The sequence below is a fragment of the Alkalibaculum sporogenes genome, from assembly GCF_009362815.1.
In the GTDB taxonomy this organism is placed as follows: Bacteria; Bacillota; Clostridia; order Eubacteriales; family Alkalibacteraceae; genus Alkalibaculum_A; species Alkalibaculum_A sporogenes.
This window is the reverse complement of record NZ_WHNX01000026.1, coordinates 24356-35675: the sequence shown is the minus strand read 5'-3', so window position 1 is coordinate 35675 and position 11320 is coordinate 24356. Positions and strand designations below refer to the sequence as shown.

Here is an 11320-nt window from a genome sequence, read left to right as displayed (position 1 = left end):
AAAGAAACAGGCAAAGCATGTTTCTTTAAGTAATCGCGAAGGTAACGAGCCAAGCGTCTGCTTGCAGACATTTGGCGACTACCCGCGTAGCGGAAAGAAACAGGCAAAGCATGTTTCTTTAAGTAATCGCGAAGGTAACGAGCCAAGCGTCTGCTTGCAGACATTTGGCGACTACCCGCGTAGCGGAAAGAAACAGGCGAAGCATGTTTCTTTAAGTAATCGCGAAGGTAAACAGGCGAACTATCCAGTAACATGAGCTGACATTAACTATATTGATATTAATACTAATATATATTAATTATATTAATAAGTAAATTAATATAATTAAGAATACTGTTGACAATATTTAAAGCAAATGATACATTGTATATAGAAAATAATTTTTACTAGTCTTGATTTAAATATTAAAGGAGCTGCAAAATGAAATATTTTAAAACACCTAGCAAATGTCCAGTATGTGGAGATCAATTATTAGTTAGAAAGCTAAGTTGTAAAAAGTGTAATACAAAGATAGAAGGTGATTTTTTAAATTGCAAATTTTGCCAACTACCGCAAGAACAATTAGATTTTTTAGAAGTGTTTATACAGAGTAGAGGTAGTATTAAAGATGTAGAAAAAGCTCTTAGCATTTCATATCCAACTGTACGAAGTAAGCTAGACAATTTAATCGAATCACTAGGTTATAAATTAGATCATTATCAGGAAGATAAGATTGTTGATGAACAAAGGGAAAATATATTAATTTCAGTAGAAAAAGGTGAAATATCTGTTAAAGATGCTGCAGTAAAATTAAATAAGTTAAAATAAATTAGGAGTGAGTAAAATGAGTAAGGAAAAACTAAAAATTCTTGAAATGATAGCACAAGGTATAATTACTGCTGAAGATGGTTTAGATTTATTAGATGCAATAGAAGGTTCTACGGAAACAAAAAACACAAAGAAAACTACTAATATATCAAATAGATTTCTTAGAATTAAAGTGAGTGGTAGTACAAGTATAAAAAAAGTAGACGTGAATATACCCCTGGGACTAGTCCAAGTAGCTTCAAATTTAGTTAAATTTATTCCAAAAGAAGCGCAAAATCAATTGAAAGAAAAAGGTATTGATCTAGCAACTATCGATTTTGATGAAATAGTTAATATGATTAATGAAGGTCTAACTGATGGAAAAATAGTAGATGTAGATATTAATGATGAGGAAGAAGGAGAAATGAAGGTCGAAATTTATGTTGATTAACAGAAGAAATGCTGGAATTATAATTATTAAGTATAGAGGTAAGGGAAAAATTCGATTTACCTTTCCAATATCTCTTTATTCATTTTCAGAGTTGTTTGAAGCTTTTAAAGATCTTTTAGAAGTAATGACATTTATATTTCCAAAACAGAATAAAATAATAATTAACAAAGTTTTAAATGAAACTGGGTTACCTTTTAGTAATATTATAGAAATGATACATCAAATCTTAAGTGAATTAAAATTACTTAGAGGAACTACATTATTAGAAGTTGACTTTGATGAAGTATACATTAAAGTATCAGTATATTAAGGAGCGAAATAATGTCCAAAATATTAACCAAAATTATTATTAATGTAGCATTACTTTATATAAGCACTCTTGTATTTCCAAATGTTTTATACAATAGTATGACTGATCTTGTGATTGCAGGTAGCGTTTTATGGATGATTAATCTGTTTATTAGACCATTAATCTTATTAATATCATTACCTATTAACATCTTAACTATTGGATTGTTTACTTTTGTAGTTAACACTTGGATGCTGTTAATTACAGATTTTATAGTTCAAGGTATTAAGATTCCTAATTTTACCACTGCTTTGTTTATCTCATTTATAATATCTTTTGGTAACTTGGTAGGTAAAAAGTTAAAATAACTATATAAATGTTTTATATTTAATTTAATCGACACATTCTAATAGATAACACCCTTCAGTAATTTAAATGAAAAAAAGTCATAAATGTATTGACTTTTTTTTCATTTAGCAATAAAATTATATAAAACATATATGAATACTATGAGATAAATTTATAATTACTGGTATAGATTTATGGGGGTATAATAATGAGCAAACTACTTATTATCAAAACAGGAGTATCAAATAAATCAGTTGTAAAAAAATGTGGCGATTGTGATTTTCGCATAGCTAGATATGCAGGAGTTACGATGGAGGATGTAATAGTTGCATCTGTATACGAAAATATAATACCTTCTTCCATTGAAGGAGTATCGTCGATCATTATAACAGGTTCCCCATCTATGGTTACAGATTCAGAACCATGGAGTATTGCAACATCTAGATGGCTAAAAAGTATTGTACAGAAACAGATACCTATTTTAGGTATTTGCTTCGGGCATCAGTTGTTAGCGCAAACTTTAGGTGGCAAAGTAGACTATCACGAGTTAGGTGAGGAAAGTGGAAAAGTGGAAATACAACTTACTAATGAAGGACGCAGAGATCCTTTGCTTGGTATTTTACCATCGAACTTTTCTGCATATGTCTCACATTCTCAGACCGTAACTAAATTACCTAAAAATGCACGTGTTCTTGCAAAGAACAATTTTGAGTCTAACCATGCAGTTTCTTTTGGAAACAAAGTATGGGGAGTACAGTTTCATCCTGAATATCCAGATGCTCCTTTGTGTGAATCAATAAATGAAAATTCTTATGGAGGGATTTTGCTTAGAAGATTTCTTCAGCTTGCTGGTTAAGTTTAAATCAAAAATACCCTAAATTGATTATTACAGATAGGGGATTGTATATATTTACTGATATACCAAAATCAATTCGATGGGGCGATTTTAATCAATATAAATGGACTAAAGATTCTGGTGCTTACCGTTTGGATATGAGCAATAATAAAAGATATAAAAAAATATATGGCAGATTTATTGATGTTGATAAAATTGTAATAGATAATATTTTGAAAAACAATAAGAATTAAGTCTGGATTTTCATACCAGAGACAATTTATTATAGAGTAAAACTTGCTTTAAAACTCGTATTATTTATACGAGTTTTTTTAATATTGTAGCGGTTGACTACAATACTGAGATTTAAAATTCCTATTTCTTGAAATGCGTTGAAGACGTGTTCTTGTATTATAGTATATTTAGATAGATACTGAGATTACTGATATAAAACAAAAATGGACAGTCATTAATCCAGCTATATAGATATAATAAAAATAAATAAAAATACAATAAAATAAAGAAAATGGCAATAAAATAAAGTATAATTAAATTAACTATACAATAGTCATAGTATTACAATAAATTATTTGGAGGAATTAAAATGAATAAAAAGTATCAAAAAATCTTTGAACCAATCAAAATTGGTAATATGCTTGTTAAAAATCGTATTGAAACGGCACCAGCAGCGCCAAGATTGGCGTCTCCAGATGGATTAATAACTAACGAACTTATTGAATGGACAAGGGAACTTGCGAAAGGTGGAGCTGGTATTGTTACTGTTGGAATTTCTATGGTAACGCCGCCAATACCTGGACAATCAGGGTTTTGTGTAAATATGGGTGATGATAGAGTAATACCTGGTCTTTGCGTTCTTGCTGATACAGTTCACAGGTATGGAGCTAAAGCGTCAATTGAACTTGCGGGATTTGCTTTTGGACATGATATGCCGGAAGGGCAATCGCCTATTGATATTATGACACAAGATGAAATAAATAATTGGATTAAATTATTTGCAGATGGGGCGCAGCGAGCATATAGTGCAGGAATGGATATGATACTACTTCATGGAGGTCATGGAATACTAATTAGTAATTTCTTCTCACCTTTATTTAATCATAGAAAAGATAAGTATGGAGGCAGTTTAGAGAATAGAGCAAGGTTTGCCTGTGAATTGCTTGATGCTATAAGAGAAAGAGTAGGTAATAAACTTGCAATTGAATTTAGACTTAGTGCTTCAGAACTTATACCAGGTGGAATTGAACTAGATGAGACTATTGAGTTTATTAAGATAATAGAAGATAAAATTGATTTAGTTCACGTGTCAGCAGGTATGCTGCTATTAGATGAAATGGTTCCTTTTGTAACACAACCTACATATTATGAACGTGGTTACAATGCACATTTTGCAGCTGCAGTTAAAAAATCAAGTATTAAAGTACCAGTTACGACGGTAGGTTCTATAGATATTGATTTAGCAGCAGAAATCATTGAAAAAGGAGAGGCTGATATATGCTCAATGATTCGTACAGTAATAGCAGATCCTAATTCTGTTAATAAAGCTAGAACCGGAAGAGAAGATGAGGTTAGACCTTGTATAAGATGTGTTCTATGTCTAAATAGAACTCATGGTATGAATGGAATAAGAGTTGCATGTGCAGTTAATCCAAAAGCAGGTAGAGAGTTAGAATTGAAATATGAACCAATGATAGCTAATATAAAGAAAAAAGTAGTTGTCATAGGCGGTGGTCCTGCTGGAATGGAGGCTGCTAGAACAGCTGCAGATAGAGGACATGAAGTAACTATATTTGAGAGAAGTGAAAAACTTGGTGGGATGTTGAATATGGCAGTTACTCCTGATTTTAAAGCCGATCTAAAGAGCTATTTAAATTGGGCAATTCGAATGACTTGTAGGCACCCTAATATTCGAATTCATTTGGCTACGGAGGCAACGCCTGAAAAGATAGTTGCTGAAACACCAGACGCTCTAATTGTTGCAGTTGGTGCAGATGCTAATATACCACCTATTCCAGGTCTAGATGGAGAAAATGTATTTTGGGTAGGGGATGTTGAATCAGGCGCAATTCAACTTGGAAATAATATTGTGATAGCAGGTGGGGGACTCACCGGTTGCGAAACTGCACTAAACCTTGCTAGAAAAGGTAAGAAAGTAACTATTATAGAGATGGTAGATAGAGATAAGATGATAGAAGCATCGCCAGTTCCAATGACTGCTCTACTACAGCTCCTAGAAAAAGAAAATGTCCAAGTATTAACTGAGCATAAACTTTTAAAAGCAGAAGAAAAGTCAGTAATTATTTCAGGACGTGATGGAGAGAAGATAATTGGATTTGAAAATCTTATTATCTCACTTGGAGTACAACCAAAGTCTGAAATTGCCAGTAAATTTGCAAAGTTAATAGATGATGTTGTGCTCATAGGAGACTGTAAAACAAACAGAGGAACTCTATATACAGCAACTAGTAGTGGTTACAATGCAGCCCTTGATATTTAAAGGCTAACAAAAAATACAAGAGACGTAGTTTTTTTAGTCTCTTGTATTTTTGATAAGTTATTTCTTATTTAGTGAATTAATTAAAGTAGAAATTTTATTTCACTATAATCCAAAGAGTTATAAATAGATAGTGAATCCATCATTAGACTATCTACAAAATGTTGGTTCAATTTATATAGTCTAGGTAGTAGCCCGTTTAATGCTGATACAATTTCTTGTACTGAAATATCTATGTTACCTTCAAAGTAGTTTATAAAAAATTCTCTCCTAGCTCCAAAGTCCATAACTGAATACATTTCAAATAATTCATCTGAAATAATTAAGTCATTGTCTTTAATATAATTTTTGTAAATCTTACTTGTATATTTATTCATGATACTATAATTCGACTTATTTAATAGAACTTCATGGTAAACTCTACGATTCCGCTCATTATTAAGAATTATATCGTAGAATATTCTTGATGTTACAGCATGAGATAAAATATAATTCTTAAAAATATGTGGATTTTTTATATGTAAAAAGAAATGAATATTATTAAGAAAATCATAATAAACAGCTCGGATTATTTCATCTTTTTTCTTGAAATAATAGTGAACCAAGCTAACAGGAGAATCGCTAACTTCAGCTATTAACTTTATAGTTGTATTCGTATATCCTAGTTCGTATAAGAGTTGTTTTGCATTTAAGTAAATTTCTTCTTTTTTATTTTGTCCTTTTATATACATTATATATCCTACTTTCTTAATCTAATCAATTACATAATAACATAATTAAAAGAATGAGGACAATATATATATTACAGGAAGAAAAATACTGAATCAATTATGCCAATATAGATTATTTTATAAATAATCTATATATATGTCTGATTATTGTCGGTTATTGCTTACAAATACTGATTATAAAAATTAAAATCAAAAAGTTATTGACAAGCGTATAGCTCTATCATTATAATTAAATTATTAAATTCAATATGATTTATAATATATAGTAAGTGTTGATTAATGCCATAGAAATATATTTATATTAATCAAATTAAAACTTCTAAAGGAGGAAAAAATGAAATTAACTGCAGAACAACGTAAAGAAATGATTAAAAAAGCTATCATGTGTGAACAACCGGAAAGAGTTCCAGTTATTAGTAAAGCAGAACCATCTTATGCGATAGAATACGCGGGGTATGACTTGAAGACAGCATTATGGGATCCAGAAATGATTGTAAAAGCTACCGATAAAATGTATACAGATATTTACTGTGATGCTGGTGGCAATATGCCTAGATTTCCTTTAATTTATAAAACAAATAGCTCTAGGGCATACGTTCCAAGAGAAATAGATGATTTCGTACAACATCCAGAGGTAGCAGGTTTAGAAGTTGATGAATATGATAAGTATATTGCAGATCCATTTAAATGTATCGTAGATACAGTTCTTCCTAGACTCTATCCGGCACTAGTAAAAGACGGTATGGAAGGCAACTTGAATATTTTGAGAGCTATGATTGCTGAAAATCAAATGAAAAGTCAATATCTATCAGGAATGGCAGCTGTAGAAAAAAAACATGAAATTATTAATATACGTCGTGGGGCAATAGAAGCGCCATTTGATTTTGTGGCAGATTTATTAAGAGGTTTCACAGGTATTTCTAAAGACGTTAGAAGAGATCAAGGAAGATTATTGGCAGCAACTGAAGCTACACTACCATTAATGTATAAATTAGCTAAAATATTGAATCCTAATCCAGGGACTATACCTTTTATATTTATGCCTCTACATATGCCATCGTATATGAGAACGAAAGATTTTGAAAAATTGTACTGGCCGACGTTTAAAAAACTTATTTGTGATTTAGTAGCTGATGGATACACTATTCAAATTTTCTTCGAAAAAGATTGGTCTAGATACTACGAATATTTACAAGAGTTACCAACAGGTGTTATTGCTTATTTTGAAGATGATGATTTAGGTGTCGTGAAACAAAAAATTGGTCATAAACTTTGTATTATGGGGAACTATCCTATTACGATGTTGAGATTGAATACAAAACAAGAGTGTATTGATAAAGCAAAAGAAATAGTGGATAAAGCTGCTCCAGGTGGTGGGTACTTATTTTGTATGGACAAATCTATTCTTGATTTATCTGATGCAAAGCCAGAAAATTTAATCGCTGTAAGTGAGTTTGTTCACGAATATGGCGTATACAAATAGGAGGTATGATGATGGAAATCAAAAGCGAGTTACTTAAGTATTGGGAAGACGGTAAACCAGCTGAGGGTTATAAAGCAGATGAAGAAAATATAGTTAAAGTGCCACTTCATGCTGTTGAAGATCAATTATTTGCATTTATTATGGGTTTAATGTACTAATATTATAGCATCCTCTTAGATTGAGTATAAGATATTTAATCTAAGAGGATTTTTTATATAAAAGTTAATATAAGCTTGAATAACAAGGGTTTAAAAGGAGTAATGAGACATTGCTTTTCAATTGACAATCACTGTATTGTATATTAGAATATGATAGTAAATGTGAAAAATATGGTAGTTAATTGAGCTGTGTTAGCAGATATATGTGCGAAAGGGGATGATTTGAGATATGCTTAGAGTGGATCGGAAAAATAAAAGAGTATTAATTGTTATTGTTCTTGCAGTTATTATATTAATAGCTATCTTAATTATTTTCTCTTTAAATAAGTTGTACAAAGTTGTAAGCATTGAAGCAGGAACAAAGACACTAGAAACTTCTCAATTTATAAAAAATGAAAAACATATAGGTGAGTTTAAAACAGATGTATCTAATGTACAAAGTTGGGAACCTGGAGTTTATGAAATAGAGATACAAATAGAGAAAAGAGTATATTCATCAAACCTTGAAATTATTGATACGATTCATCCGGTTGCAGATATAGTAAATCAAGAAATATGGAATGATGAAGAAATTTCAGCTAGTGAATTTGTAGAAAATATTATAGATGAAACTGATGTTGATGTCTATTATAAACAACAACCTGATTTCGATAAAGTTGGAACACAGGAAGTAATAATTATATTGGAAGATACTAGTCAAAACTTGACGGAATTAAAAGGACAACTCAATGTAAAGGAAGATATTGAACCACCAACAATAAAAGGGGCTAGTAATAAAACCATTTACATAGGCGATAAAGTTTCTTATAGAAATAATATTACAGTTACAGACAATAGAGATGAAAATGTAGATTTAGTAGTAGATAGTGGTAATGTAAACCTGAAAAAAGTTGGTTCTTATGAAGTAACATATACAGCGACGGATTCTTCTGGTAATAAGACTGAGGAAACGGTGACTTTTAAGGTTAAAGAAAAACCAAAGGGCTATGTTGATATAGCAGACTTAAATATATTATCAGATAAGGTTCTAGAATCAATCATTAACGATAATATGTCTCAAAAGGAAAAAGCAAAAGCAATCTATAAATGGACAAAAAATCAGATTAAATATGTTAGTTATGCGAATAGTACAGATTGGGTAAAAGCAGCTTACCATGGTATAAAACAACGTAGTGGGGATTGTTACGTGTATTACGCAACAGCACAAGAATTATTGACAAGGGCCGGTATTGAGAACCAACCTATAGTTAAAACAGGAGGAGGACATTATTGGAACTTAATTAATTTAGGTGATGGTTGGTATCATTTTGATGCAACACCAAGAAGAGCTGGTGGTGAATTCTTTATGTTAACTGATGCTGAAATAGAAAAGTATTCAAAGAAAAATAAAAATTCCCATGTTTGGGACAAGTCTAAATATCCTGCAACACCACAAAATTAGGAATAATTACTGCAGAAAAGAGATGAATATAAGATGATACTAGGTGTTATTGGTGGATTAGGGCCCATGGCAACAGCATACTTTTTAGAACTCATAATTAAAATGACAGATGCAAATTGTGATAGTGAACATTTAGAAATGATTATACATAATTGTCCTTCTATTCCTGATCGGACAAATTTTATACTAGAAAAATCAAAAGAAAATCCAATTACTCCTATGATTCGGATAGGAAATCAACTTGAAAAACAAGGAGTAAGTGCCATTGCTATCCCATGTATAACAGCCCATTGTTTTCATAAAGAGTTGGCTAATTTCATTAATGTACCTATTATTCATATAGTGAAAGAAACAGCTTCCCTCTTAAAAGAAAATGGTGTTAAGATAGTTGGTATTGCAGCTACTGATGGAGCTATTGCTACTAAACTTTTTCAAAATGAATTAGCAAGTGTTGGTATTGATACTATTATCCCTAAAAAGAAGACACAGGGGTATGTAACAGATTTAATATATGGAAATGTTAAGGCTGGAAAACCTGTGGACATGAATAAGTTTTCTGTAGTATCAAAAGAATTAAGGCAAAATGGTTCAGAGGTAATTGTATTAGGATGTACGGAGTTATCCCTAATAAAAAGAGATTATACTATTGGTTCAGGTTATGTAGATGCTATGGAAGTACTTGCCAAAGCGTCTATTCTGTCTTGTCAGGGATTATTGAAAAGTCAATATAATGACTTAATAACAAAGTGAGGAGACAAATATGCAAAATAATATTTTAGAATATTTAGATCATACTGTAAAGCAGTTTCCCAATAAAATTGCTTATGCTAATGATAAAATAGGGTTTAGTTTTCAAGAAGTTTATAATCAAGCAAGGTCAATTGGCACATTTTTAAATACGGAAGGTATATATAAAGAACCTGTTGTAGTTTTTATGAGCAAGCACCCAAAGACAATTGTAGCATTCTATGGGGTAGTATACGGTGCAAACTTTTATGTTCCTATAGATGAGGAAATGCCACTTGTTCGCATTGAACTTATATTAAAGAATTTAAAACCAAAAGCAATTATTTGTGACGAGAGGTCTATTGAAATTGTAAAAACCTTTGAATACAGTGGAGCAGTGTACTTATATGATGATATAATACAAACAAGTATTGACGAAGTGGTATTACATAAGGTTCGTGAAAACTCTATAGATACTGATCCTATATATGTTGTATTTACGTCTGGATCAACTGGTATTCCAAAAGGCGTAGTTGCATGTCATCGATCAGTTATTGACTATATTGAAAATCTAACAGATGTATTAGAGATTAATGAAAATTCAGTTTTTGGAAACCAGGTACCTCTGTATTTTGATGCATGCTTAAAAGAGCTATGTTCATCATTGAAATTTGGGGCTACAACGTATATTATACCAAAGAGTTTATTTATGTTTCCTCTTAAATTAGTTGAGTTCTTAAATGAATATAAAATTAATACTGTGTGTTGGGTAGTAACTGCCTTGACTATGATATCTGCATTTAAAGTGTTTGATAAATTGATACCAAAATACTTACATACAATTGCTTTTGGCAGCGAAGTATTTCCTATGAAACAATTTCAAATCTGGAAAGAAACATTGCCAAATGCTAAGTTTATAAATTTATATGGACCTACTGAAGCAACAGGCATGTGTTGCTATTATAAAGTAGAACGAGAATTTGGTTTTGATGAAACTATACCTATTGGTAGACCATTTAAGAATACAGATATTCTTTTGTTAGATAATGATAATAAGTTAGCAGTTAAAGGAGAGCTTGGTGAAATTTGTGTCAGGGGAACATCTCTTACATTGGGATACTACAATGACTTCGATAAAACTAATGAATCTTTTGTACAGAATCCTCTGAACAAGTCCTATCCAGAGCTAATTTATCGAACAGGTGATTTAGGGAGATATAATGAAAGTGGAGAATTAGTTTTTGTTAGTCGTAAAGATTATCAAATTAAACACATGGGTCACCGTATTGAACTTGGTGAAATTGAAGTTAATGTAAATATGATAGACGGTATAAAAAGCACCTGTTGTATATATAACAATGAAAATGAAAAAATTATGCTTTACTATGTTGGAGAAGTAAGTACTAAAGAAGTAATTGCAAATTTAAAGAAAAGATTACCTAGGTATATGATTCCTAATAGCATTGAGGTATTGGAAAATATACCTCTAACTGCAAATGGTAAAATTGATAGAGCAATTTTAAAAGAGCGTATTAATATAAAGAAAAAGGGGAAATGAAT

The 11320-nt window shown here is 31.0% G+C and carries 14 protein-coding genes; 13 read left to right on the top strand and 1 reads right to left on the bottom strand.

Going from position 1 to position 11320, the window contains the following annotated elements; translation table 11 throughout:
- The 8 genes from GC105_RS17045 to GC105_RS13300 form a co-directional block, all read left to right on the top strand.
- Nucleotides 1–256: hypothetical protein (locus tag GC105_RS17045; protein ID WP_207706982.1), on the top strand; the 256-nt coding region annotated here is incomplete at its 5' end.
- Between the two features lie 164 nt (nucleotides 257–420).
- On the top strand, nucleotides 421–807 hold the full coding sequence (locus tag GC105_RS13330; protein WP_152805695.1) for a DUF2089 domain-containing protein: 387 nt from the start codon (nucleotides 421–423) through the stop codon (nucleotides 805–807).
- Between the two features lie 16 nt (nucleotides 808–823).
- Nucleotides 824–1237, top strand: coding sequence for an SHOCT-like domain-containing protein (locus tag GC105_RS13325; RefSeq protein WP_152805693.1), 414 nt, complete (start codon nucleotides 824–826; stop codon nucleotides 1235–1237).
- Nucleotides 1227–1547 (top strand): hypothetical protein, encoded by a 321-nt coding sequence (locus tag GC105_RS13320; RefSeq protein ID WP_152805690.1) that lies wholly within the window; start codon nucleotides 1227–1229, stop codon nucleotides 1545–1547. Before GC105_RS13325 ends, GC105_RS13320 begins: the two co-directional genes overlap by 11 nt.
- Nucleotides 1548–1558: 11 nt before the next feature.
- The gene (locus GC105_RS13315) at nucleotides 1559–1894 is read left to right on the top strand and encodes a phage holin family protein (protein WP_152805687.1); all 336 of its coding nucleotides are present in this window, start codon (nucleotides 1559–1561) and stop codon (nucleotides 1892–1894) included.
- A 188-nt stretch (nucleotides 1895–2082) separates the two neighbouring features.
- Complete coding sequence (locus tag GC105_RS13310) at nucleotides 2083–2730, top strand: glutamine amidotransferase (RefSeq protein ID WP_152805684.1); 648 nt, start codon at nucleotides 2083–2085, stop codon at nucleotides 2728–2730.
- Between the two features lie 23 nt (nucleotides 2731–2753).
- The gene (locus GC105_RS13305) at nucleotides 2754–2963 is read left to right on the top strand and encodes a DUF5673 domain-containing protein (protein WP_193708421.1); all 210 of its coding nucleotides are present in this window, start codon (nucleotides 2754–2756) and stop codon (nucleotides 2961–2963) included.
- Between the two features lie 350 nt (nucleotides 2964–3313).
- Nucleotides 3314–5224: an oxidoreductase gene (locus tag GC105_RS13300; protein WP_152805677.1), complete on the top strand. Its 1911-nt coding sequence runs from the start codon at nucleotides 3314–3316 to the stop codon at nucleotides 5222–5224.
- A gap of 80 nt (nucleotides 5225–5304) precedes the next feature.
- Here the strand turns inward: GC105_RS13300 and GC105_RS13295 are convergent, their stop codons facing one another.
- Entirely contained in the window at nucleotides 5305–5952 is a 648-nt protein-coding gene (locus GC105_RS13295) for a TetR/AcrR family transcriptional regulator (RefSeq protein ID WP_152805674.1), read from the bottom strand.
- 334 nt (nucleotides 5953–6286) lie between these two features.
- On the opposite strand from GC105_RS13295, the gene GC105_RS13290 reads away from it, so the two are divergent.
- The 5 genes from GC105_RS13290 to GC105_RS13275 all read left to right on the top strand — a co-directional run bounded on the left by GC105_RS13290 (nucleotide 6287) and on the right by GC105_RS13275 (nucleotide 11318).
- Complete coding sequence (locus GC105_RS13290) at nucleotides 6287–7435, top strand: uroporphyrinogen decarboxylase family protein (RefSeq protein WP_152805671.1); 1149 nt, start codon at nucleotides 6287–6289, stop codon at nucleotides 7433–7435.
- A gap of 11 nt (nucleotides 7436–7446) precedes the next feature.
- Nucleotides 7447–7593, top strand: a complete 147-nt coding sequence (locus tag GC105_RS16960) for a hypothetical protein (protein ID WP_193708420.1) — start codon at nucleotides 7447–7449, stop codon at nucleotides 7591–7593.
- A gap of 229 nt (nucleotides 7594–7822) precedes the next feature.
- Nucleotides 7823–9034 carry a transglutaminase domain-containing protein gene (locus GC105_RS13285; protein ID WP_152805667.1) on the top strand — a complete coding sequence of 404 codons (1212 nt, stop codon included), beginning with the start codon at nucleotides 7823–7825 and terminating at the stop codon, nucleotides 9032–9034.
- Nucleotides 9035–9067: 33 nt separating this feature from the next.
- On the top strand, nucleotides 9068–9784 hold the full coding sequence (gene cuyB / locus GC105_RS13280) for a cysteate racemase (RefSeq protein WP_152805664.1): 717 nt from the start codon (nucleotides 9068–9070) through the stop codon (nucleotides 9782–9784).
- Between the two features lie 10 nt (nucleotides 9785–9794).
- Nucleotides 9795–11318, top strand: a complete 1524-nt coding sequence (locus GC105_RS13275; protein WP_152805662.1) for an AMP-binding protein — start codon at nucleotides 9795–9797, stop codon at nucleotides 11316–11318.
- The last annotated feature ends 2 nt before the right edge of the window (nucleotides 11319–11320 follow it).

What these genes read in the sequence shown, in the direction of transcription:
- GC105_RS16960 (WP_193708420.1), top strand. Translation starts at nt 7,447, where the DNA reads ATGGAAATCAAAAGCGAGTTACTTAAGTATTGGGAAGACGGTAAACCA.
- GC105_RS13275 (WP_152805662.1), top strand. Translation starts at nt 9,795, where the DNA reads ATGCAAAATAATATTTTAGAATATTTAGATCATACTGTAAAGCAGTTT.
- GC105_RS13330 (WP_152805695.1), top strand. Translation starts at nt 421, where the DNA reads ATGAAATATTTTAAAACACCTAGCAAATGTCCAGTATGTGGAGATCAA.
- GC105_RS13300 (WP_152805677.1), top strand. Translation starts at nt 3,314, where the DNA reads ATGAATAAAAAGTATCAAAAAATCTTTGAACCAATCAAAATTGGTAAT.
- GC105_RS13320 (WP_152805690.1), top strand. Translation starts at nt 1,227, where the DNA reads ATGTTGATTAACAGAAGAAATGCTGGAATTATAATTATTAAGTATAGA.
- GC105_RS13310 (WP_152805684.1), top strand. Translation starts at nt 2,083, where the DNA reads ATGAGCAAACTACTTATTATCAAAACAGGAGTATCAAATAAATCAGTT.
- GC105_RS13285 (WP_152805667.1), top strand. Translation starts at nt 7,823, where the DNA reads ATGCTTAGAGTGGATCGGAAAAATAAAAGAGTATTAATTGTTATTGTT.
- GC105_RS13325 (WP_152805693.1), top strand. Translation starts at nt 824, where the DNA reads ATGAGTAAGGAAAAACTAAAAATTCTTGAAATGATAGCACAAGGTATA.
- GC105_RS13315 (WP_152805687.1), top strand. Translation starts at nt 1,559, where the DNA reads ATGTCCAAAATATTAACCAAAATTATTATTAATGTAGCATTACTTTAT.
- GC105_RS13290 (WP_152805671.1), top strand. Translation starts at nt 6,287, where the DNA reads ATGAAATTAACTGCAGAACAACGTAAAGAAATGATTAAAAAAGCTATC.
- cuyB (WP_152805664.1), top strand. Translation starts at nt 9,068, where the DNA reads ATGATACTAGGTGTTATTGGTGGATTAGGGCCCATGGCAACAGCATAC.
- GC105_RS13295 (WP_152805674.1), bottom strand. Translation starts at nt 5,952, where the DNA reads ATGTATATAAAAGGACAAAATAAAAAAGAAGAAATTTACTTAAATGCA.